This is a genomic window from Pseudomonas sp. C27(2019), from assembly GCF_008807395.1.
GTDB lineage: Bacteria > Pseudomonadota > Gammaproteobacteria > Pseudomonadales > Pseudomonadaceae > Denitrificimonas.
Genome location: NZ_CP043320.1, coordinates 2,479,998 through 2,503,908 on the forward strand (window position 1 = coordinate 2,479,998; position 23,911 = coordinate 2,503,908).

A 23,911-nucleotide genomic window follows, 5' to 3' on the forward strand; every position below is an offset into this window, starting at 1 on the left:
TTTGCTAAACTGTTGGGCTTGTTAATTGGAGCAGCCGAATGTCGGATATCTACCAGCACCGCGCCCGTAAGCGCTTTGGTCAAAACTTCTTGCACGACACTGGCGTGATTGATCGCATTATTCGCGCGATCTCACCCCGTGCAGGCGATCGACTGCTCGAAATCGGCCCCGGTCAAGGTGCGCTCACTGAAAGTTTAGTCAACAGCGCGGCACAGCTTGACGTGATAGAGATCGACCGCGACTTAGTACAAATCCTCAATACAAAATTTGCCTTGAGCAACAACTTCACCCTGCACGAAGGTGATGCGCTAAAATTTGATTTTAGCCGTCTTGATCCTGCGCCGCGCAGTCTGCGTGTGGTGGGCAACCTGCCCTACAATATTTCCACACCATTGATTTTCCACCTACTCAACAACGCCCACTTAGTCCGTGACATGCACTTTATGCTGCAAAAAGAAGTGGTCGAACGCTTAGCCGCCACACCCGGTGGCCGTGATTGGGGCCGCTTATCAATTATGGTGCAGTACCATTGCCGCGTTGAGCATTTATTTAATGTCGGCCCTGGCTCGTTTAGCCCACCACCCAAAGTGGATTCCGCAATTGTGCGTTTAACCCCGCATGCACAGCTGCCGCATCCAGCCAAAGATGCACGCGCGCTAGACCGCATCGTTCGCGAAGCCTTTAATCAGCGCCGTAAAACCTTGCGCAACACCTTAAAAAACGTCTTACCCGTTGAGGCCATTGAAGCCGCCGGGGTAGATGGCAGCTTGCGTCCCGAACAATTGGATATTGCCGCGTTTGTACGCTTAGCAGACCAGTTCTCCGAGCGCCAAGCTGCAGAATTATCTTGAGAGTTTCTATGACTGATCTGTCTAATACAATTGATATTAATGTGCACACACGCTACCTCGCTGAGCATTCACACCCAGAAGACAACCGTTACGTGTTCGCCTATGACATCACCATCCGTAACAATGGCTCAGAGTCAGCGCAATTATTAAGCCGGCATTGGATCATTACTGATGGCGATGGCAAAACCCAAGAAGTACGCGGTTCAGGCGTGGTCGGCGAGCAGCCTGTGATTGATGCAGATGATGAGTACAGCTACAGCAGCGGCACTTTAATGGCCACAGCGGTAGGCAGCATGCAAGGCAGTTTCACCATGCGCAGTGAAGACGGTGAAGAGTTTGAAGCGCCAATTGCACCCTTTAGCTTAGCCGTCCCAGGAGCCCTACATTAATGGCAACCTACGCTGTTGGCGACGTACAAGGCTGTTTAGAGCCGCTTAAATGTCTCTTGGACAGGGTCAATTTTGATCCCAGTCAGGATACGTTGTGGTTGGTCGGTGACTTGGTCAACCGCGGCCCACAATCGCTCGAAACTCTACGCTTTCTGTTCGCCATGCGCGACTCAGTAGTGAGCGTACTGGGCAATCATGATTTACATTTATTGGCAATTGCCAACTACACCGCGCGCTTGAAAAAGAAAGACACGCTGCGTGAAGTGCTCAACGCACCTGACTGCGCTGACTTACTGTTTTGGCTGCGCCAGCAACCACTGATGCACCATGATCCTGAGCGCAAGATCAGCATGGTGCATGCTGGCATTCCACCACAGTGGAGCATTCAAGATGCTCTCGCACGTGCCGAGGAAATGCACAAGGTGCTACGCGATGACAGTCTGTTTCTGCCCTATTTAGTCGGCATGTATGGTGATCACCCAAGCAAATGGAATGATGATTTGACTGGTATTGAACGCTTACGTGTGATCACCAACTACTTTACCCGCATGCGTTTTTGCACCGCTGATGGTGAACTCGACCTCAACGCAAAAGAAGGCATCAACAGCGCACCCAAAGGCTTTGCTCCATGGTTCAGCCATCCACAACGCTTAACCCGCGACGACACTATCTTGTTTGGCCATTGGGCTGCGCTCGAAGGCCGCTGTCCAGCAGCCAACGCCATTGCCTTAGATACCGGCTGCGTATGGGGTGGAAAATTATCGCTGTACAATATTGATACGCAACACTTTGAACGCTGCGCGTGCGCACCGGCTAAATAAACACCGCGATTAGCAGAGGACCCTATGGACGCTTTTAAACGCATCAATGTGACACAAGCCCAGCAACTCTGCGCCGATGGCGCGGTCATGGTTGATATTCGCGACTCTGAGAGCTTTGCTAACGGGCACCCTGCCGGCGCAATCCATCTGGATAACCATTCATTGGCCGAATTTATCGCCCAAGCTGATTTGGATGTACCAACCATCGTGACCTGCTACCACGGCCACGCCAGCCAAAGCGCAGCAGCCTATTTGCATAGCCAAGACTTTAGCGAACTGTACAGCATGGACGGCGGTTTTGAAGAATGGGCGCGGCTGTTGCCTGAGCTGGTTGAGCGCGAGACTGACTAATTCAAGCATTGATGCCTAATAGGAACTAGCAGCAACCATTATGGTCAGCGTTTGCTTTTCAGTGTGGCGTGTTAAGTGGCACTCTTAGCCACGCAATCATTTCAATTTAAAACGCACTTAGTGACTGAGTTTTGGCACGTCCTCCTTACTCACGTCCTTCTTTTGCGCTACACGTTTAGCCTCGGTGTGATCATCAGCAGTCGCGCTTAATCCCTCTTGATTTGTACACTCTGCAGGCTCATACACCAGCTTTGTGAATAATGAAAAATGATCTGAACCAATCGATGGTAAGCGCTGGATATGTTTAACGGTAAAGTGTGAGCTGTGGAATAAATGATCCAACGGCCAGCGCAAAAAAGGAAAGCTGACGTGAAAGGTATTGAACATGCCGCGCCCAACTCGTGGGTCAAGTAGGCCACTGATTTTACGAAACAACCGTGTAGTCGCCGACCAAGCCACATCATTCAGATCACCGGTTACAATCACTGGCTGCTCAGTCTCAGCAACACGCTTGGCAATGACAATTAACTCCGCATCGCGCTCTATTGACTCAGAATTCTCCGTTGGGCTTGGTGGTGCAGGATGGACAAAATGCATCTGCACGGTATCACCGCTACGCAGCTGTAAACATAAATGGATTGACGGAACACCGTCCTCCACCAAGTAAGAGATCTGTTCTTGACTGAAAGGCAGCCTGGAATAGACATGCATTCCATAGAGGTTCTCAAGGGGACACTTAACGCTGTGCGGCATCTCAGTTGCAAGCACTTCAAGCCTGTCCTGCCACCACTGACTTGACTCAAGCGTGACCAAAATATCGGGCTGATGCTGGCTCACCAAATCAATCAGCGCATCACTATTACGGTTTGTTTGCAGCACGTTGGCAGTGATGATACTCAGCTGCCTATCGGGATCAGCGCTTTTAGCGGTTTTAACCTCGTGTGGCCAAATCAAGGTATAGGGCAAAACCCAGCATAATTGCCAAACAAAACAGAGCGCGGTTGCAGCAATCAACAGCCAAGCGAGTGGCATATTCAGGTCAAGAAAAACGCAATGAACAATCAGCAAGCCCGCAGCCAGTGCGGCAATTTGCAAGCGCGGAAAATCCAAACCTCTGACCCACCAGTGCGGGTTTTTAGACAGCGGCAACACAGTGGCAATGACCACGCATAGCGTAGTCACAGCAGATATCATTAACATAGAGCGTCCTGAACTCAATACTTACTGTTAAGCATAGCTGTATCGCTCGTGCAGCGCTTTAACAAATATGCTCTCCTAACAACTTCACACAAAAGCAGACTTTGCTAAAAAAGTTTGAACAGCAATAACAAGGTTGCTATCACAGGTTGAGTGCACTGCTGAGCCAATGCCTATAGGTGGCTGAAGTTCTTGTATTATCAGCAACGAGTTTCATCATCAGCATCAAGCAATAGGGCAGCAGATAAATGCTACCCTCAGCACACAAGTTTTCGTAGGATGCTCAGAACTCAAGTTGTTTTCAGTGATAGTCCTTTGCTTAAAAGCAAGGAGGGCTGTAGAACATAAAAAGTACAGCATTTTTATAGCTGCCAAAGCAGTCTGTTCAATGCCATGGCAGCAGATTTATCCACAAGGAGTTTTATATGAATAAAATTGAAATGACCGAAGAAATTATGGCTGCGAAAAAAGCATCAGCTATCAGCTGGGAGGCGCTTGCAGAAAAAGTGGGCATATCACCCGTATTTTTAACCTCAGCTTGCTTGGGCATGAACAGCTTAAAAAAAGAACCCGCTGACAAAGTATGTGAAGTACTTAACCTGCCCACAGAAGTGTCCACTGCTCTGCAAGAATTCCCACATAAAAGTTGGGACAAAGCAGTCCCCACAGATCCTGTCATCTATCGTTTCTATGAGGCGATTGGTGTCTATGGCGAAACCATGAAAGAAATCATTCATGAAAAATTCGGTGACGGCATCATGAGCGCCATTGATTTCTCGATGGATATCGACAAAGAAGAAAACCCACAAGGCGATCGTGTGGTTATCACTATGAATGGTAAGTTTTTGCCGTATAAATCTTGGTAAATACTTGACTTGGGATTTACGGACAAAGCAGTCTCTAGATTAAACGAAACAAAAAACACCCCAGCAGGACTGGCCTGTTGGGGTGTTTTCGTAGCGCGGCTGGTATTACAGCAGCTTTTGCTCGCGCGCTATAGCCATGGCCGCTCTTGGTCCTTCCCACAGTGACGGCAGAATGATGATTGAGACCGGAATCGCGGTGATCACAATAAACTGCTGCAGCACGCCAACCTGCCCCGCGCCCATGTAGAGCAAAATGCCAGCCATAACAGCCATAGCACCACCCCAGAAGGCACGAATCAAGAAGTGCGGCTCATCATGGCCAGCACCAACCACAGCAATGGCGTAGCTCATGGAGTCACCGGTGGTCGCAACGAAGATCGTGGTCAGCAACAAAATTGCTGCTGCCATCCAAATCCCGCCGGGCAATGCTTGCGCTACAGTCAATGTCGCCACATCAAATGAGAAGTTTTGTAGCGCCTCGGTCAGCTCTACTGCGCCAGTCAACTGGTAGTAAATACCTGAACCACCCAGCAGGGTAAACCAGATCGTTGTGGCAATCGGCGCCAGCACCGCCACCGCAAGCACCATTTGGCGAATGGTACGGCCGCGTGAGATGCGTGCAACAAAAATAGCCATCAAGGGTGCATAACCAATAAACCAAGCGAAGAAGAATACCGTCCACCACTTCATCCACCAGTCCGGTGCAGTTTCACTGGTCATAGTCGCCATAGCGAAGAACGAGGTCATATACTCGCCCATCGACTGCAGGTAAACATCAGTCAGGAACAATGTTGGACCGAAGATAAAGATCACCGCACCAATGCCCAATGCAAGGAACACGTTGAAACGGCTCAGGATCTGAATGCCTTTATGGATGCCACTCATCGCCGAGCCGATATATACCGCCGCCAACAACATCAGCACAAACAGCTGCGTGGTGTAGCCATTAGACAAACCAAACAACACATGCAAGCCGTAACTCATTTGCGTGGCAAGGAAACCAATCGGGCCAACAGTACCTGCCACAATTGCGATAACACACAAGGCATCAACTACACCGCCGACCCAACTGGTGAGAATCCATTCGCCAAACACCGGATAAAGTAACGTGCGCGGTTGCAGCGGCTTACCCAGAGTGTAATGAGCATAGGCCAGCACGATTGCGCTTAACGAGCCCAATACCGCCCAAGCGAGGAAACCCCAGTGCATAAACGCCTGCGCCATTGCCGGAGCCACTGCAGCGGCAGTACCTGCTTCGCTGGTAAATGCCGGCGGCGTCACCACAAAGTGATAAATTGGCTCACCGGCAGCGAAAAACACCCCACCACCGGCCAGCAAGGTACACATCACCATGGATAACCAGCGGAAGGTGCTAATTTCCGGCACGTCCAAATTACCAATCTTGGCCTGCCCAGCACGACTTATAGCCACACCAATGGCAATAAAGAAGGTTGCCAGCAGCAACGCTTGGAAGAAGGAGCCCAGGTATTTAGCCGTCCAAGCAAAACCGCTGCCAATTTGCGCGGTCAGCCAAGCTGTATCGTAAATCGATAGCCCAACAAACAGAGCAATAAAGCCCATAGTTAGCGTAAGTACAACGGGATCACCAAAGCGATGCGAGGAGGGTGTTACAACAGAATCAAGTACAGCAGATTGAGAAGCATCAGAAGAGTACGACATTAGTCCAACGTGGTTTTAAAATTGGCCGCATATGCTACGGACTGCTTTGCGCCATTGCAAATCTGATTGTTCAATAAATTTGAGTGTGAAATACAGATCTATAACCGCGACACCCTCCCTGCAGCACCAGTAGGCTGACACTTTGGGGTCAACATTGAGCATGCGTATGGTTGATCGTATTGCCCATAAATGGACAGCCTGCATTAGCCGGAGCAGGCAACTTCCTAGGCAATGGCTGCATAGCAATAACTTGGACGGCACGCTGTTATCAGGTTCTAATACAACACCCTCCACTGACTGACGCGAACCATGCTGCCAATTGATGCCATCCTCCCCGAATTGAAACACACCCTTGAGCACAACAGCACCGCGCTGCTGCAAGCGCCGCCGGGTGCCGGTAAAACCACCCGTGTGCCATTGGCTTTGTTGGATGCGCCTTGGCGTGCGGGCAAGAAGATTTTGATGCTAGAACCGCGGCGTTTGGCTGCGCGTTCTGCAGCGCGTTTTATGGCGCAGCAGTTGGGCGAAAAGGTTGGGCAAAGCGTCGGCTATCGCACCCGACTGGACAGCCAAATCACTGCCGCCACGCAGATCGAAGTGGTGACTGAGGGCATCCTCACCCGCTTGATCCAAAACGATCCGATGCTGGAAGACTACGCAGCAGTTGTGTTTGATGAATTTCATGAACGCTCCTTGCATGCTGATTTAGGCCTGGCATTGGTACGTGAATCACAACAAGCCCTAAGAGAAGACCTGCGCCTATTGGTGATGTCGGCGACTTTGGATAGCGCACCCATTGCCCGCGTACTCGGTGATGTACCGATCATCAGCAGTGCTGGTCGCGCCTTTCCTGTAGAAGTTATCTATCGCCCCGTACAGCTGAAAAACCGCAGCATCATCGATCCTGTGCTTGCCGTGATTCACACAGCGCTGGCCGAACAAAGCGGTTCGCTGCTGGTATTTTTGCCCGGTGCTGGCGAGATTCGCCGCGTCGAAAAGCAATTACATGGGCAAGTTGCCGACGATGTACTGATCACGCCTTTATACGGCAACCTAAAAGCAGACGAGCAAGATCGCGCCATTTCGCCAGCGCCAGCAGGCAGCCGTAAAGTGGTGCTGGCTACTGCCATTGCCGAAACCAGCCTGACCATCGAAGGCGTGCGTGTGGTCATCGATAGTGGTCAGCAACGGCGTGCGGTGTTTGACCCCAATAGCGGCATGACCCGCTTAATCACCACCCGTGTTTCCAAAGCCTCTGCCGAGCAACGCAAAGGCCGTGCTGGGCGCAACGAACCGGGTGTGTGTTATCGACTCTGGAGTGCATCAGAACAGGCGAGTCTGGCCGAATTTACCCCACCAGAAATCCAAGAAGCCGATCTCGTCTCACTGGTATTGGAATTGGCGCAATGGGGCGCGCGTGATCCAGCACAGGTGACTTGGATTGATCCGCCGCCGCCGGCGCACTGGAATCAGGCCACTGAATTGTTACAACTGCTCGGCATGCTGGATACAGACGGCGCCATTAGCGAACATGGCAAAGCCGCGCGCAATCTGGGTATTCATCCGCGCTTGGCCAACATGGTCTTGCACGGCCGTACCTTGGGTCTCGGCGCTGCCGCAGCAGAGCTTGCCGCTTTGTTGGATGAGCGTGATCTACTGGGGCCCAACTCTGGCTCAGATATGCACGAACGCCTGCGCGTGCTGCGCGGTGAGTACAGACCACAAAGATTAGATCCTGCTCGACTGAGCAGCATACGTCAGGTCGCTAAACGTCTGATGATCCAGAGTAACGATACTGCAAGCATGCCCAGCGCCACAGAAACAGGACGCCTACTCGCTCTGGCCTACCCTGACCGCATCGGCCAGCGCCGAGCTGGACAAACCACCCGCTACCAACTGAGTAACGGCAAAGGCGCCACCCTGCGTGAGGATGACACCCTAGTGGGTCAGCAGTGGCTGGTGGCTGCCGATCTGGATGGCAAGACCCGCGAAGCCAGCATTTATCTGGCTGCCCCAGTCAACATCGCCGATATTGAGCAGGATTTAGCAGCGCTTATTACCGAAAGCGAAGAAGCGCTGTGGGACGACAAGCGCGGCACCATTGTTGCCCGTCATGTGCGCAAGCTGGGCGAACTCATATTAGAAGAAAAAGAATTAGCCAAACCCGACCCCGCGCTGATCCAGCAAGGTCTACTTAATGCTGCGCGCAAAAACGGCTTAACCAGCCTGCCGTGGTCAGACAGCGCCAGCCAATGGTGCGCCCGTGTACGTTTACTGGCTGACGTTTTTCCAAGCGAATGGCCGGATGTCAGTGATACTGCACTGCTAGCTAACCTAGAAGACTGGCTGCTGCCCTTCTTGAGCGGCATGCAACGCTGGTCTGACTTAAAAAAACTGAATCTAACCGAAGCGCTCAATAGCCTGCTGAGCTATCAACAGCAACAACAACTCGGATCACTTGCACCCACGACACTGACCATCCCCACTGGGCAAAATGTACGACTGGATTACACAGCAGAAAACGGCCCAGTGCTGGCGGCCAAGTTACAGGCCTTATTTGGCTGGACCGAAACACCCAAAGTGGCAGACGGCAAAGTTCCAGTGGTGATTCATCTACTGTCCCCTGCCCAGCGCCCATTGGCGGTGACCGCTGATCTGGCCAATTTCTGGCGCAATGTCTACCTAGAAGTTCGCAAAGATATACGCGGGCGTTATCCCAAACATCCTTGGCCGGAAGATCCTTTAACCGCTGAGGCGCAGCAAGGGGTTAAGAAGAGGCAGTAACCACAGGCATGGCGATTGATTTAGCGAGGCTTATGACCCTTACTGCGGCTAATCAATACCAGCATAGTCACAACAAATAAAAACAGCAGCGCAACACAGGTCAGCGTGATGCCATAGCGGCCATTCAGTGTATTGATCAGTGCTGCATGGGGATTATCTAAATCGACTAACAAGGGTACTTCAGCGCCTGCCGATAGAGAGCCAAGACCACCGAGCAAGTCAACAACCCCAACTCGAGTTTCAAGTTGATAACGTTGCTGCTGGACGTGGTACTCAATCGCGTAGCCCTTGTAGATTTTTGCTGTGATTCGACCAGTCACAGGCTGCATGCCAGCGTTGCTTGATGCCTCCCACACAAAAGCCGCAGAACAGACAATCAGCAACAGAATACATATCCGCATCATTGCGGCGCGCATACTTGCTTTCATAATACGAGTGCGCGCTCTAGCCTTTCGAACATAGCAGCTAACTCAGTCGGCTCGTTCAATGTTCTGCTGCGCTGGGTGCAAGGGTTCCAGCAAAGGCTGCAGACCCATTGCTCCATCAATATGCACCTGCAAATGCGGGAAAGGAATCTCAATACCGGCTGCATCTAAGGCATTCTTAACCTGCTCACGCAACTCCCCAATAATACGCGGCTGTACATCTAAATTATCTTGGGTAATCCAAATCTGTATTTTCAAATCAACAGAGGATGCGCCAAGGTTTTCTAGTCTCACTCTTGGCTCTAACGATTTATCATGCAGCACTTCTTTGTGCGCCAACAGAACCGGCAAAATCACTTCTCGGGCTTTTTCAACAGACTCTTTATAAGCAATGCCGACGATAAAGTTCAGCCGAGTAATGCCCTCAGCACTGAAGTTAACGATATCCGAAGAAGCCACGCTGTCATTGGGGATCATGGTAAAAATGTTGTCACGGGTACGCAACCATGTGGTGCGCAGGGCAATTTTTACTACTTTGCCATCTTGCCCGTTGATATTGACCCAGTCGCCAATCCGAAAGGGTCGCTCAATCAATAAGGTGATACCGGCAATGAAATTCGACAGTGTCGATTGCGCGGCAAAGCCAACGGCAATACCCACTATGCCTAAGCCCGCTACAATCGATAGCACGTCAAAGCCAAATTGGGCCAGTATGGTGATGGTTGCAAAGGTTGAGAGTAGAACAGACAGCAGATTATTAACAAGCTGACGAATGGAAAGGTCTGCTTTATAGCGGCTCATCGCTTCTTGCAGAATACGCTTGAGCACCAACCACGCCACAAAAAAACCTAAAGCCATAAAGCCCGCTTTAGCCACCGCGCCGAGAAAGCCAGGGCCGGCACCGAATTGCGCCAACACTGCCAGTAACAGAGTCAGCCCTGTAAGGTAGCGCAGAGTGGTACGCAAATGAGCGAACGCTGCTGACTGAGCGCGCCGAGCACCTGCAATCGCACTCAGAATTGTCATCACCAGTAGATAGCCGCCGACAAACAAGACAACATATATTAGTGACACCAGCAACTGACTCAGGCCATAACCCGCCAGCGCAACCCAGGTCACATCCTCACTGCCGATGGCATTTAAGGTGTCACCTAGATTGTTTTTTACCTGCTCAAATAACTTAGCTAAAAACTCCTCAGCCATACTTCTCTCCTAGAGCACGGGTAGTCTAGCGCTGTAACACTGATTCTATTGCCTGTTTAATGGGTTGCGCATCAGGGTCTACACTACTGGCGAAAGACTCAAGCACTTCACCGTTTTCATTGAGTACATACTTGGTAAAATTCCAACGCGGCTGCTTGCTCTGCTGGTTAATATGGGCAAATAACGGTGTTGCATTAGGTCCTGTAACAGGGCCAGGTGCAATCATGGTGAAGGTCACACCAAAATTCTTGAAACAAATATCCGCTGCTTCTTCTTCAGTATCTGCTTCCTGATTAAAGTCGTCACTGGCAAAGCCGACCACCACCAAGCCCTGTTTGGCATAACGCTGATGCAACGCTTCCAGTCCTTCAAACTGGCCAGTAAATCCACAGAAGCTGGCAGTATTGACCACCAACATGGGTTTACCCGCTGCAAGTTCGCACAAATTGATACTGTCGCGGGAATGCAGCTTGGGTAAATCATGATCAAGATACGCAGGACAGCCGACAGTTTCATCAGCCAATGCAGGCGCTGACCCGAGCGTAAGCATCAGCGCAGCACTTAATAGTAATCTGAACATAGTCTGTCTCCTGTTATTCTCATCGTTATAGTAGAGCAGGTTACGCTAAGCAACGATCAACGCTTTGCCGTAGCGACGACATTCATTTAAGCACAACTCTAAGGAAATCAAACGATGTCATTACCCAGCTTTCACGTTTTTATCTCGCATGGATTGGAAAGTGGCCCTAATAGCACAAAGATGCAGGCCTTAAAAACTGTCGCTGAGCAGTTTGCTGGGGTAACAGCCGTAGCCGTTGACCATCGCAGCACTAAGGACCCAGCAACCCGCCTACTGCAAATGCAGACCGCTATGAAAAAAGCCGGCGCCGACCCACAACGTACTATTCTGGCCGGTTCCAGCATGGGTGGCTGGGTGTGCGCGCAAACCAGTGCGCAAACACCGGTATTGGGCTGCTTTATGCTGGCTCCGGCATTGGCGATGGAGCGCTACCCGCACTCCAGGCCGACAATTGGCGCAACATTCAGTCAGATCATTCATGGCTGGCAAGACGAGGTTGTGCCGGTTATGCCCGTATTAGAACTGGCGCAACAACAGCGCATCAGCACGCTCATTTTGGATGACGGGCACCGCTTGGCAAACAGCATGCCGCGCATCACCGATGAGTTCCGGCGCTTGCTGCAGATTTGCTTTGACAGTCAGACTGCACCCTAACTGCAAGTAATTGCCGAACAGCATGGCGCGGGCGCAAGAGTTGCTGAGTTACAAGCTAAAGATAAAATTTGCGCAGCGCTCAATAGATTACAAGATATCAGCAGCAACAGACGCCAAATAAGCCGTATAGAACTGCGAGTATCCTGCCGTTAAGCCTGTACAAAAAAGCAGCTAAGAGGTGCTTTTTTGCATTGTATGAACAGTAATCAGCCAGCGAAGCGCGCTCGTGCTGCGTGCAGCTTTTTAAAGCTGTCGATCAGGCGCAAGTGTTTATCCACCCCTTCCAGCTTCATACTGGTTGGCGTTAAACCGTAAAAGCGCACCGTACCCTGCAGCGAGCCCAGCACCGCATCCATCCGCGCGTCACCAAACATACGGCGAAAGCTCGGCTCGTAATCATCCATCTCCAAATCATCATCCAAGGCCACTTCCAGTGCAGCGTTCATCGCCTGATAAAACAACTCACGCTCAACGGTGTTGTCATTAAACTGCAGAAATTCTTCGACCAGCTCCAGCGCCTCTTCAAGACGATTCAAAGCCAAATAAATCAACAGTTTCAGCTCCAAAATGGTCAGCTGTCCCCATACGGTGTTGTCATCAAACTCCACACCGATCAAGGTGGTAATGTCGATGTAATGATCCAGCTCGCTCTCTTCCAAACGCTCCACCAAGGCCGCCAGTTCAGCGTCTGTCAGACGGTGTAGGTTGAGAATATCTTCACGGAAAAACAGCGCTTTATTGGTGTTATCCCAGACCAGATCGTCGATTGGATACACTTCTGAATAATCCGGAACCAGCATACGGCAGGCCGTGGCACCCAAATGTTCAAACACCGCCACATAGACTTCTTTGCCCATTTCTTGCAGCAGACCGAATAACAGCTCAGCTTCTTGGGCATTGTTATTACGGCCTCCATCAGTGAAATCCCACTCAACAAAGTCATAATCGGCTTTGGCGCTAAAGAAACGCCAGGACACCACACCGCTGGAATCAATAAAGTGCTCAACAGAGTTATTCGGCTCGGTCACCGCATGGCTGGAAAACGTCGGCCTGGCCAGATCATTCAAGCCTTCAAAACTGCGACCCTGCAATAGCTCGGTCAAGGTGCGCTCCAATGCCACTGCAAAATTCGGATGCGCACCAAAGGAGGCAAACACACCGCCGGTGCGTGGGTTCATTAAGGTCACGTTGATCACTGGGAACTGTCCGCCCAGCGAGGCATCTTTTACTAGCACCGGAAAACCTTGCTCTTCCAACGCTTGAATACCAGCGAGAATATCGGGGTATTTGGCCAATACTTCTTGCGGTACATCTGGCAGCGCCATTTCACCAACTATAATCTCACGCTTCACCGCACGCTCAAAAATCTCCGACAGGCACTGCACCTGTGCTTCTTCTAAGGTATTACCAGCACTCATGCCGTTACTGAGGAACAGGTTCTCAATCAGATTGGTAGGGAAATACACCGCCTCTCCATCGGACTGGCGCACATAGGGTATGCAGCAAATACCGCGTTCGACATTACCAGAGTTGGTGTCATACAAATGCGAGCCGCGCAGCTCACCATCGGGGTTGTAAATCTCTAAGCAATGGGCATCGAGAATACCTTCTGGCAACTCATCATTGGGCCCCGGCTGGAACCAGCGCTCATTGGGATAATGCACAAAGTCTGCATTGGCAATGTCTTCGCCCCAGAACTGGTCATTGTAAAAAAAGTTACAGTTGAGCCGCTCAATAAACTCACCCAACGCCGAAGCCAGTGCGCTCTCTTTAGTGGCGCCTTTACCGTTGGTAAAACACAGTTGCGACTGCGAGTCACGCAAATGCAGCGACCAGACATTGGGCACAATATTGCGCCAGGAGGCGATTTCAACTTTCATACCTAGATCGGCCAAAATACCCGACATGGTGGCGATAGTTTTTTCCAGCGGCAGGTCTTTACCGGGAATAAAGGTCTGGCTGTTTTCATCCACCGACGTGCCCAGCAACGCCTGCGCATCGACTTCCAGATCCTCCACTATCTCAATAACAAACTCAGGCCCAGTCTGCACCACACGCTTAACCGTACAGCGGTCGATGGAGCGCAAAATACCCTGACGGTCTTTGTCAGAGATATCGGCTGGCAGCTCAACCTGAATTTTAAAAATCTGTTGGTAACGGTTTTCCGGATCAACAATATTGTTTTGCGACAGGCGGATATTTTCCGTAGGAATATCGCGGGCTTGGCAATACAGCTTTACAAAGTACGCCGCACAGAGCGCCGATGAGGCGAGAAAGTAATCAAACGGACCTGGCGCAGAACCCTCGCCTTTGTAACGGATAGGCTGATCAGCCACTACAGTAAAGTCGTCGAACTTAGCTTCAAGTCGTAGGTTGTCAAGAAAATTGACCTTAATTTCCACAGGGAATCACCAGAATAAATAGCAAAAAAGAATGGCCGCTATTATCCAGCATTCCGGCGGGAAGTCTTGTGAATCGCGAGTATTTCAGTAAACACTGTGCAAACAAAACACGTGAAAGCGCTCTACATTCGATTGGCACAGGGTCGTTGACCCTGCAAATCAACAACATTGAGCTTTGCGCATGCGCTAAAGCTGCCTTGCTCAGCACTGTATCCTTAACTCTATTGCCGTAATTGTTCCCACGTCTGTTGTCCAACAATACCGTCCACGATAAGGCCGTTATCTTTTTGGAACATGAGCACAGCAAGCTCAGTGGCAGCGCCATAATCTGCATCGATTGCAAGGTTAAAGCCCTTGTCGATCAATAACTCTTGTAACTCAGCAACTGCACTGCCAAATGAACCGCGCCGCAGCACCACGGTATTACCGCCTTCATTAAATGCAACTTTAAGTGCTTCGATACTAGCAAGCGCCTCTTTCGCTTTGCGTAGATATTTACTTCGGTCCTCTAGAGCTGAGTCGCCTTTGCTGCGAATCAGGCCAAAATTTTGATTGCCGCCCGCTTGCTCAAAAACAATATCGGACAGTTCTTTTTCAGTGACGGATAGTTTCTTACGCGCTGACACACGCTCGGTTTCCAGTAAGCGTTGCTCAATGAGTTCCGCTTTACCGGTTTGCATCGCAAAGTAAGTCTGAGCAAAGGCAATTTCCTTTTTTCTAGAGTCACCATTTTGCGCGATAAGGTAGCAGGCGTAGCGAGTGAGCATGATGTCGTCAATTTCTCGTTGACTGCCAGAACCAAGGTCGACCACCGTTTCAAAACCTGCATAAAAATAAAACCGCTAAATAGTATGAAGGTTTCGCATACAACTACTGAGCAAGCAAAGCGCTCAGGCCAACCGACATTACTTTACTTTTTTGTGGACTACGAAGCCTGTATAGCGTTTTCTAAGACGTCACAAAGCGCGTCCAGTTCTTCTTGCAATGCTAGGCTCCGTGTTTTTTTCATTGAGTACACGAGGTCGCCCGTTAGCATTTCCAGCCAGCATTTTTCGATGACCAGACGGTGGTAACCCGCCTTACCAGCTACGGCCTCAAAAATAGCGGCCTGCTCAGCAAACAGATGGCCATATTTCACAGCTAAACTCGCTTCTCTGCCTGTTATTTCAACTTCAATTTCAGTAGTCGGCGACACTTTAATACACTCCGGTTTTAATACTCTCTAATCCTGTTAGCAGAATTTAGTACCCACTTTAAGATTCAATAACCTTTAAGATTTGCTGCTTAACATCACGCCCGTCTTGATCGTGCTTTACCGCCATAACAAACAAACATCTACCGCTACTCAGCTCAGCCCATTTATTACCAACGGCACGTTTTTCTGCTGAATCGTCGTTGCTGGCATACACCTCACCTTTGTATTCAACCACCAACATACGCCCGTCGGTCAGCTCGCAGACAAAATCAGGATAAAACTTGCTGTGCGCTAAAGGCAGCCAAAACGAGGCATCGTCACGGCGCACTAAGTTGCGTATCCAGTATTTCACCTCAGGCAGGCCTTCAATCACTTTGGCACATTCGAACTCTTCCCCACTTGATTTAAGATCCTCTATCAAGCCTTGCGGGAAAAAGTGCTTATCAAACGTAAATCTGCCTGTGTAATACGGTGGACGAGACGGGTATTTATCCGGCTTAAACGCATATAAAAAATCATCAGAAAGGCAGGCGGTGCTACTGCTATCAAACATAGACAGCTGATAACTGTTGCTTTGTGCCTTGGCACGGTGCATATGGATTAAATCTCGAATAGCACGCGCTAATGGAAACTTATTACGCTCCAGCGCTGTGAGCGTCATGCCATATTGCTTCAATAAATTATTTATAAGCTGGCCAATAAAACTTGCCAGCTGGTGCTGAACAACATCCGTTTGCCGCAGTTCATTATCGAGCCAGCGCACAAGATCCTGCTCGGTAATATCGAGCATTCCTTGGTTAAATGGCACAACATCTTTTTGCTCAGATATTTTATAAGTCACCTTTTTGCCGTCAAAATCAATGGCAAAACTACTGCTGGTTTCATGCAAAGTGAAGTTTTTAAGCTCAGCTGGGTAATCGAGCAAATTCCAGTTACAAGCATGCAACAACACTTCAGACTCAACCAACTCAAGCTGCCCCTGCTGCATCATGCACAGTTGCGGTAGAGGTGAGAATACTTCTCCACGCTCAGAAGGTGCTTTTCTGGCTTGGATTGATTGGTTATGCACACGAATATCGCGCTCAAATATTTGGCGATTTTTACCTGACTTAACGTACTGACTTAAAGCTGTTTTTATATTTTCAGAGACCTCGCCACTTATACGAACAACCGCAGTCTGGCTGCTCTCATCTGTGGTCATGGCGATTTGCTGCTTTTCTAACTCTGACAGCGTGGACAAATCAGGTAAGTTTTCAACCTCGACAACCAGTGTCGGCACTGCAGCTAAGCGCGGTGGCTGTGGTGTGCTATTGCCAAATAAATCATCTTGATAGGCGTGTGGGGCTTGCTCGCGTAGGAATGCAGCAATTTCCATCTCTTCAAAGCCCATCGCCACCAAGGTGTCTGTTAACTCTGAAGCCACTTTGCTAAACCCTTTAGTGGCAAGGTGTGCATAGGCTCGGTTAAGGTCTTCAATAACGCGGCGTTTAGCGTAAGGCATGCGTAAAACACGGCCTAGCAATTGCTCAGCATCCTTGCTGGAAGACACCTGTTTAACGGAACAAAACACATAAGCAAATGAGCAATCCCAGCCTTCTTTGAGCGCCTCAATAGTGATGATGTACTCAATTGGGCAGCTTTGATCAAATAAATTAATACCATCCAGTTCACGCTGGTTACCGGTGACGACAGCAATTTTGTTTGCTTCAATATTAAGGTGTTCAGTTAGATGGTTTTTCAATACTTCAACCGTGACCTCGCCGTTTTTATTTTCGGCTTGAAACAGCACAATCGGGCGAATGTAGTCCGTGTCTTTTTGCGCATCAACGGCCAGTTTGTTGCGAGTAATCACCGCATCTCGTAATGCGTCCTGCCAGTTAACATGCTCGGTAAGCATAATCGGCAGCTTGATCATTTCCTCGGCTTTTAGCTCGGCTGCGGACACATGAAACAGTACATTGCTGCCATTAGTATTGGTGGTGTTTGGTGTGGCTGTTAATTCAATAATAACTTTCGGATGCACGCGGTGCAGCGTGTCAAAAGTTAGGCTGGTGCGCGCATTATGTGCTTCGTCAACAATGACGATTGGGCGATAAACCGCAAGCAAGTTGGCGAAGGAGAACTTTATTTTCCCAAGCTCACTCTTTGTTAAGCCATTTTCTTGCAGATCGTTTTCAGTCACACGTTCTAATAGCGACCATGACGGATGGCTGCTGTTGATTCTCGCAAAGTGCGGTTCAAAGTTTTCGTGATAGGCATAGACTTTACGCCCAGACGTATCGGTAACCCGCAAGTTAGCCAATGTTGACACCACAACAATGGCTTTGCTGCCGATGTCTTGTGGGCGAATCTGCGTCACTTCATCAATATCCAGCACCAAAACTTGGCGATTAAAGGCGCGGTCAAGGTTTTGCCGGTAGGGATGACCAGGGGTTTTCAGCGCCTCTACAGTTTGCTGACGAATCGTGATACTGGGCACCAGCCATAGAGTGATCGGTGCATCGCTTTCTAAATAATGCTGGGCAGCGACTTCCACAGCATAGGAACCGAGTACCGTTTTACCGCCGCCAGTTGGAATACGCAGACAAAAATAAGGTGTTTGCCCGAAGCCATATTCTTGATACGCGTGCTCGGGTAAATCTTGTTCAGCCAGTGCTGCACTGTACGCCTCAGCAACAGAGTTAGCCTTTAAGCAACCTGCTAAAAAAGTTTGCATCACGTCTACGGCGCGCTGTTGGTAGCCCTTTAATTTAAACATTGTGAGTAGTCCTTACTTAAAGCATGCCGACATCATAGGGAATTTGTTTAAAGGTGATATTGGCTTGCTGCAAGCGTGCTGAACCTAAGCGGCACGATTCACCATAGATCACAATTTTTTGCTGACTCTGAATATCTGGTAATTCGTTCAGCACGGCGCTGGTCAGTACATTACCGCCCTGTGGTCGGCGATCACCTAAAATACCGTTATACAAAAGGTAGTAAGCCGTGCCGTTATGGATGCCGAGTAGCGGGTTATCAGCACTGCCTTGCAGCGGTGTTTTATTTTCTAAGTACCAAATATGCGCGGCCAAGGTTGGGAATTTGATTGCAGTGTTGAGGCTACCGTATTCATCGAAGACTGCTTCGCCCAGCTTAAAGAAACGAAAACCACCGCCGCCTTGCCAATCCACGGTTTTAGAAATACCGCCTTGTTCGCCATCAACGACTTTCTTTAAGCGGGTTTGGCAGTGGGTTTGCGCGTGCTCACCCATCTCGATGCCGATATAGCGGCGGTTCATTTTGTGGGCGACGGCGGCTGTGGTGCCAGAGCCTAGGAACGAGTCGAGGACGAGGTCGTTTGGATTTGTAGCCAGATGCAACACTCGCTGCATTAATCTTTCAGGTTTAGGCGTGTCAAAAATATCTGAAGAATTGAACTTGATAATTTCTTTTTTAGCTTCTTGGGTGTTACCAACATCGGTATGAGGCCAAATTGTCTGTGCAATTACACCCTGTTTTACATCTGACAAGAAGCGTTTGATTCTTGGAACACCTGTACCATCAACACCAAACCACAATCGGTTTTCTGCAATTAATCGAGGGACTTCTTCTTTGTTAAAACGCCATGAACTACCAGGTGGTGGCAAGACTTTTCGTCCTGATGGAGTAGTAATTTCATAGTAAGCATACTCTCGGAACTCTCTACGAAGAGAATCACCAGATGTCCATGGACCTCGAGGGTCCTTATCTGGGTTCTTATAGCGCGCGTCCATTTCAGCGCTTCTAGGTAAAAGATTAATCTGTACTATATTTATATTCTTAGCAAAAACCAAAATATTATCGTGGTTAGCATCAATCAACTTGGCATCATTTTGTGGTGCAAATTTTCTTTGCCAAACGGTATTAGCTATAAAATTAGATCTTCCAAATACCTCATCACAAATAACTTTTAAGTAATGCGCTTCATGATCATCAATTGTGATCCAAATACTGCCATCTTCTGACAACAGCTCCCTAAGCAACTCCAAGCGCGGATAGATCATCGACAGCCATTTACTGTGCTCTAAGTTATCGTCGTAATGCTCAAAGGCTGACTTAGTGTTATAGGGCGGATCAATAAAAATACACTTCACTTTGCCAGCATAAAAAGGAATTAATGCTTTCAGCGCTTCCAGGTTATCGCCCTGAATCAGCAGGTTTTCATTATCTGCATCGCCGTAGGACAACTCAGGCACTTCTTCAAGTAAACGGTACGTTGATTTCTGCGCGGCGGTCACCGCTTGATCTTTATTGAGCCAATGAAGAATGGGCATAACGTTCCTTATAATTCTGCGCCTTGCAACGCTCGTATGCACTGCTAGCGGATGTTCGAGGTTGTTTAACGGGTGGCTCGCTAAGCGGCAAGCATTCCCAAGCCTTATCAGCTGGACATATTCACTGTTTTAGCAGCTGTTAAGTCAACTTTCGCGATTATACAGCGAGACCATAAGCAGCGAGCGGCTTTGTGCTGCAGCATGATTACCGCTCAACCAGCTGTGACGGAGGGGGCTATGTAACTTCACAAAAATACTTTTGCTTTGGACTATTAGGCTTATCTGGCAAGCTACGCTGCAGCCAGCCTGCTTCTAGCAGAGGGACTAGCACGGCTTTGCGAAAGTGTTCGCGGTCTTTTAACGCGCAAAATTCTTGCAACTCTGCACGACTTCTTGGTTGCTGACAAAATATAGAAAGCCCAGTAAAGCGATCCAATATCTCTCTTACAGCTTGCGGGGTGTCTTGCGGGCTTACTTGCGGGGTACTGGCAAGCTGCTCACTCAAAGTAGTGTCAATTACTCCCAGCATAAACTCAACAAAGGGTGCGCTATCTGTTTGTTCGGTACTGGCTGCAATAGCCTGGTAATACTCCGATTGATGCGCATACACCAAGGTTTCTATAGGCAAGTTAGCAAACAGCGGATTCCATTTGGCCAAAATCAAGCTTTGCCAAAAGAGTAACTAATGGCATCAAGGGCATCAGGCGACTTATGTAAAACAAGTCGCCTGTAGCAAGTTACAAACCAAATGTTTCTTTTACTTTCTCTTCGAAGGCTTTGTCATCCATGCTTTTGCGCAGTGGCACGAACAGCTCTGACTCTTGGCCAACCTTAACGGCAATGTCGCTGGCCTCATTTTCGATAATGTTCTTCACGGCCTGTGCGATAGGCAGTGGACCAGGGCCTTCATTGATGGCCTTAGCTACAATCGGTACAAAATGGGACACCAAATCTTTATAGGGGGAATCTGCACTGGTTGTTTTGCTGTTGGCGACCAGTCCTTTTTTCACGAAGTTGGTTCCAAACAAACCGGCCAAAACAGAGTGCACCCGTATGCCAAAGGGTGCTACCTCAAACCGCAATGAGTCGGTAATGCCCTCGACCGCATATTTGCTGGCATTGTAGTGCGACAGTAAAGGCAGCCCCATTTTTCCAAGGAAGGAAGAAATATTGATCACCACACCACTTTGCGCGTGCCGCATATGTGGCAGGACTTCTCTAGTCATTTTGATAAGACCAAAGACGTTCACATCAAATTGCTGAAATATCTCTTCATCCGTGCCTTCCTCTAGCGTGGCAACAAGCCCGAAACCGGCATTGTTTACCAAGACATCGATCTTGCCTTCCTTGGCCATGACATGCTGGACAGCTTGCTGAATGGACGCCGTATCCTGAACATCCAGCGCCACAGTATTGAGTTTGACACCGCGCTTTTCAGCCTCCTCCATCAGTTCCTGACTGGAACGTCTTACGCCGGCATATACGCTATAGCCATGCTCAGCCAGCAGCAGCGCAGTCTCCTTACCCATACCGGACGTCGCGCCTGTAATTAAAACAGTCTTATTCATGGTGGGATCCTTTTTAAGTCAATAAATGTTGGTTTTCTGGGAGGACTCAGCAGCGAAGACGTCAACAATCTGAGCGCAAAGTACGTGAGACCTGAGCCGTCACTTTAAAGCATACGGGGCCTCATTGACGAATATTGCAACATTTCATATGAGGCGAGCAAAAAACAGACGAACAGGTACAAACATACTTTTAAGCAATGCCTACTGTTTTTTTCAGAGCAGACTATAACTTAAGGAAACGCTGAATAATTACCTGCGTTGTCAGGGTGGTGTTAAAAAAACGCCCGATGCAACTGAATACATCGGGCGTTTTGTTTTACTTGTGCCTAACTCAAGGCGTATGCAGCGTCTTGCGTCTTATGAGCGAATGATGTGATCAAAGGCGCTGAGTGACGCTTTTGCACCCTCACCCACTGCAATCACAATCTGCTTGTAAGGCACAGTCGTCACATCACCTGCAGCAAAGACACCGGGGATATTGGTTGCGCCACGTGCATCAACTTCAATCTCGCCGCGGTTAGATAAAGCCACTGTATCTTTCAGCCATTCGCTGTTAGGCAGTAAGCCGATCTGTACGAAGATACCTTCCAGCTCAACAGTGTGCAGCTCTTCTGTTGCACGGTCTTTGTAAACTAGGCCAGTAATTTTGCTGCCATCGCCAACCGCTTCTGTGGTTAACGCATTTTTAATCACAGTAACATTGGGCAAGCTGTTGAGTTTTTTCTGCAACACTTCATCAGCGCGCAGCTTGGTATCAAATTCAATCAAGGTGACGTGCTTCACTATCCCAGCCAAGTCAATGGCCGCCTCAACACCTGAGTTACCACCACCAATCACGGCAACACGCTTGCCTTTATATAATGGACCATCACAATGTGGGCAATACGCCACACCACGACCGCGGTACTCTTGCTCGCCGGGTACATTCATTTCGCGCCAGCGGGCACCAGTGGAAAGGATCACAGTTTTAGATTTTAAGCTGGCACCGGACTCAAACTCAACGGTGTGCAGGCCGCCTTCTTCTGCTGCAGGGATTAAACGGCTGGCACGCTGTAAGTTCATCACATCAACATCATACTGACGGACATGTTCTTCCATTTCGCGCGCTAACTTTGGGCCTTCGGTTGCTTGTACAGAAACAAAGTTTTCAATCGCCATCGTATCCAGTACTTGGCCACCAAAGCGCTCCGCTGCAACACCGGTACGAATACCTTTACGTGCAGAATAAATTGCTGCTGCTGCACCCGCTGGACCACCACCAATCACCAGCACTTCAAAGGCGTCTTTTTCATTCATCTTGGCCGCTTCACGGGCGCTGCTGCCGGTGTCTACTTTGGCGAGAATTTCTTCAACGCCCATGCGGCCTTGACCAAACATTTCACCATTAAGGAATACCATTGGCACTGACATTACTTGGCGTTGTTCAACTTCATCCTGGAAGAGCGCACCATCAATGGCTACGTGACTAATGTTTGGATTTAAAACGGCCATTAGGTTCAGTGCTTGCACTACATCAGGGCAGTTCTGGCACGACAACGAGTAATACGTTTCAAAGTGCATTTCACCTTCAAGGTTAGCAATCTGCTCAATGACTTCTTGCGCCAACTTTGATGGGTGGCCACCCACTTGCAGCAGGGCCAACACCAATGACGTGAACTCATGCCCCATTGGGATACCAGCAAAACTTAAGCTGATTTCACCATCAATGCGATTTAAAGAAAATGAAGGGGTGCGTGCATCATCACCATCGGTACGCAGGGTGATTTTATCGCTCATGCCGGCAATTTCTTCCAGCAAGTTTTGTAACTCTGTTGATTTGGCACTTTTATCAAGGGACGCAAGGATTTCAAAAGGCTGCGTCACCTTTTCTAAGTAAGCTTGTAATTGAGCTTTTAAATTAGCGTCCAACATGAATATTGCTCTCCAAAATCTGTTTTTTGAAAATAAAACGCCCGAGCGGTGCGCGCCCGGGCGTCGGACGCTTACCCAGTTGGTTCACAACTTAGTAAGCAGGGTTCAAGCTAAGAATAAATCTTAGATTTTACCTACTAGATCAAGTGAAGGAGACAGGGTTGCTTCACCTTCTTTCCACTTAGCTGGGCACACTTCACCTGGGTGAGCGGCAACGTACTGTGCTGCTTTAACTTTGCGCAGCAATTCTTGTGCGTCACGGCCAATACCGCCAGCGTTGATTTCAACGATCTGAATCTTACCTTCTGGATCGATCACGAATGTGCCGCGATCTGCCAAACCAGCTTCTTCAATCATCACGCCGAAGTTACGCGTGATTTGACCTGTTGGGTCACCAATCATTGGGTACTGAATCTTGCCAATTTCTGGTGAAGTGTCGTGCCATGCTTTGTGGGTGAAATGGGTGTCAGTTGATACTGAGTAGATTTCTACGCCCATTTTCTTAAATGTTTCGTAGTTGTCAGCCAAGTCACCCAGCTCTGTTGGGCAAACAAAGGTGAAGTCTGCTGGGTAGAAAAACACAACAGACCATTTGCCTTTCAGATCTGCTTCACTCACTTCAATGAAGTCACCGTTGTGAAATGCTGTTGCGTTAAATGCTTTTACTTCGCTATTAATGTATGACATTTAGTAATTCCTCTGTGGGGTTAAGAACTTTACGGGATTAATAATAAGCCACTCT

21 protein-coding genes are annotated in these 23,911 nt (G+C 49.1%); 7 read left to right on the forward strand and 14 right to left on the reverse strand.

The window, feature by feature from the left end; all coding sequences use genetic code 11:
- The first annotated feature begins 38 nt into the window (after positions 1–38).
- The 4 genes from rsmA to glpE are packed head-to-tail and all read left to right on the forward strand — an operon-like array spanning position 39 to position 2,412.
- A complete protein-coding gene (rsmA, locus tag FXF61_RS11350) occupies positions 39–851 on the forward strand; it encodes a 16S rRNA (adenine(1518)-N(6)/adenine(1519)-N(6))-dimethyltransferase RsmA (RefSeq protein ID WP_151185375.1) in 813 nt (270 codons plus the stop codon).
- Between the two features lie 8 nt (positions 852–859).
- Positions 860–1,240: a Co2+/Mg2+ efflux protein ApaG gene (gene apaG, locus FXF61_RS11355; RefSeq protein WP_151185376.1), complete on the forward strand. Its 381-nt coding sequence runs from the start codon at positions 860–862 to the stop codon at positions 1,238–1,240.
- Complete coding sequence (locus FXF61_RS11360) at positions 1,240–2,061, forward strand: symmetrical bis(5'-nucleosyl)-tetraphosphatase (protein ID WP_151185377.1); 822 nt, start codon at positions 1,240–1,242, stop codon at positions 2,059–2,061. The genes apaG and FXF61_RS11360 overlap by 1 nt, the downstream gene beginning before the upstream one ends.
- 24 nt (positions 2,062–2,085) lie before the next feature.
- Positions 2,086–2,412 (forward strand): thiosulfate sulfurtransferase GlpE, encoded by a 327-nt coding sequence (gene glpE, locus FXF61_RS11365; RefSeq protein WP_151185378.1) that lies wholly within the window; start codon positions 2,086–2,088, stop codon positions 2,410–2,412.
- A gap of 117 nt (positions 2,413–2,529) precedes the next feature.
- Here the strand turns inward: glpE and FXF61_RS11370 are convergent, their stop codons facing one another.
- Positions 2,530–3,612, reverse strand: coding sequence for an endonuclease/exonuclease/phosphatase family protein (locus tag FXF61_RS11370; RefSeq protein ID WP_151185379.1), 1,083 nt, complete (start codon positions 3,610–3,612; stop codon positions 2,530–2,532).
- A gap of 422 nt (positions 3,613–4,034) precedes the next feature.
- Here FXF61_RS11370 and cynS point away from each other — a divergent pair, with 422 nt between their 5' ends.
- Positions 4,035–4,475, forward strand: a complete 441-nt coding sequence (cynS, locus tag FXF61_RS11375; RefSeq protein WP_151185380.1) for a cyanase — start codon at positions 4,035–4,037, stop codon at positions 4,473–4,475.
- A gap of 105 nt (positions 4,476–4,580) precedes the next feature.
- Here cynS and FXF61_RS11380 read toward each other — a convergent pair whose 3' ends face one another.
- On the reverse strand, positions 4,581–6,155 hold the full coding sequence (locus tag FXF61_RS11380) for a BCCT family transporter (RefSeq protein WP_151185381.1): 1,575 nt from the start codon (positions 6,153–6,155) through the stop codon (positions 4,581–4,583).
- Between the two features lie 309 nt (positions 6,156–6,464).
- On the opposite strand from FXF61_RS11380, the gene hrpB reads away from it, so the two are divergent.
- The gene (gene hrpB, locus FXF61_RS11385) at positions 6,465–8,939 is read left to right on the forward strand and encodes an ATP-dependent helicase HrpB (protein ID WP_151185382.1); all 2,475 of its coding nucleotides are present in this window, start codon (positions 6,465–6,467) and stop codon (positions 8,937–8,939) included.
- A 20-nt stretch (positions 8,940–8,959) separates the two neighbouring features.
- On the opposite strand, the gene FXF61_RS11390 is transcribed toward hrpB, so the two are convergent.
- The 3 genes from FXF61_RS11390 to FXF61_RS11400 form a co-directional block, all read right to left on the reverse strand.
- Entirely contained in the window at positions 8,960–9,268 is a 309-nt protein-coding gene (locus tag FXF61_RS11390; protein WP_178087303.1) for a hypothetical protein, read from the reverse strand.
- Between the two features lie 141 nt (positions 9,269–9,409).
- Entirely contained in the window at positions 9,410–10,567 is a 1,158-nt protein-coding gene (locus FXF61_RS11395) for a mechanosensitive ion channel family protein (RefSeq protein ID WP_151185384.1), read from the reverse strand.
- A gap of 25 nt (positions 10,568–10,592) precedes the next feature.
- Positions 10,593–11,147 carry a glutathione peroxidase gene (locus FXF61_RS11400; RefSeq protein ID WP_151185385.1) on the reverse strand — a complete coding sequence of 185 codons (555 nt, stop codon included), beginning with the start codon at positions 11,145–11,147 and terminating at the stop codon, positions 10,593–10,595.
- A gap of 114 nt (positions 11,148–11,261) precedes the next feature.
- Here FXF61_RS11400 and FXF61_RS11405 point away from each other — a divergent pair, with 114 nt between their 5' ends.
- The gene (locus FXF61_RS11405) at positions 11,262–11,801 is read left to right on the forward strand and encodes a YqiA/YcfP family alpha/beta fold hydrolase (protein WP_151185386.1); all 540 of its coding nucleotides are present in this window, start codon (positions 11,262–11,264) and stop codon (positions 11,799–11,801) included.
- A gap of 206 nt (positions 11,802–12,007) precedes the next feature.
- On the opposite strand, the gene FXF61_RS11410 is transcribed toward FXF61_RS11405, so the two are convergent.
- From FXF61_RS11410 to ahpC, 9 genes are all read right to left on the reverse strand, one after another.
- Positions 12,008–14,203 (reverse strand): OsmC domain/YcaO domain-containing protein, encoded by a 2,196-nt coding sequence (locus tag FXF61_RS11410; protein WP_151185387.1) that lies wholly within the window; start codon positions 14,201–14,203, stop codon positions 12,008–12,010.
- Positions 14,204–14,424: 221 nt separating this feature from the next.
- Positions 14,425–14,970: a peptidoglycan-binding protein gene (locus FXF61_RS11415; RefSeq protein WP_151185388.1), complete on the reverse strand. Its 546-nt coding sequence runs from the start codon at positions 14,968–14,970 to the stop codon at positions 14,425–14,427.
- A 158-nt stretch (positions 14,971–15,128) separates the two neighbouring features.
- On the reverse strand, positions 15,129–15,398 hold the full coding sequence (locus FXF61_RS11420; RefSeq protein ID WP_151185389.1) for a hypothetical protein: 270 nt from the start codon (positions 15,396–15,398) through the stop codon (positions 15,129–15,131).
- A gap of 58 nt (positions 15,399–15,456) precedes the next feature.
- A complete protein-coding gene (locus tag FXF61_RS11425; protein ID WP_151185390.1) occupies positions 15,457–18,156 on the reverse strand; it encodes a DEAD/DEAH box helicase in 2,700 nt (899 codons plus the stop codon).
- 16 nt (positions 18,157–18,172) lie between these two features.
- Positions 18,173–19,690, reverse strand: a complete 1,518-nt coding sequence (locus tag FXF61_RS11430; protein ID WP_151185391.1) for a site-specific DNA-methyltransferase — start codon at positions 19,688–19,690, stop codon at positions 18,173–18,175.
- Between the two features lie 235 nt (positions 19,691–19,925).
- A complete protein-coding gene (locus tag FXF61_RS11435) occupies positions 19,926–20,348 on the reverse strand; it encodes a Fic family protein (protein ID WP_178087304.1) in 423 nt (140 codons plus the stop codon).
- Positions 20,349–20,427: 79 nt separating this feature from the next.
- Positions 20,428–21,258, reverse strand: a complete 831-nt coding sequence (locus FXF61_RS11440) for an SDR family oxidoreductase (RefSeq protein WP_151185393.1) — start codon at positions 21,256–21,258, stop codon at positions 20,428–20,430.
- Between the two features lie 357 nt (positions 21,259–21,615).
- A complete protein-coding gene (gene ahpF, locus FXF61_RS11445; protein ID WP_151185394.1) occupies positions 21,616–23,169 on the reverse strand; it encodes an alkyl hydroperoxide reductase subunit F in 1,554 nt (517 codons plus the stop codon).
- Between the two features lie 123 nt (positions 23,170–23,292).
- Complete coding sequence (gene ahpC, locus FXF61_RS11450) at positions 23,293–23,856, reverse strand: alkyl hydroperoxide reductase subunit C (RefSeq protein ID WP_151185395.1); 564 nt, start codon at positions 23,854–23,856, stop codon at positions 23,293–23,295.
- Between the last annotated feature and the right edge of the window lie 55 nt (positions 23,857–23,911).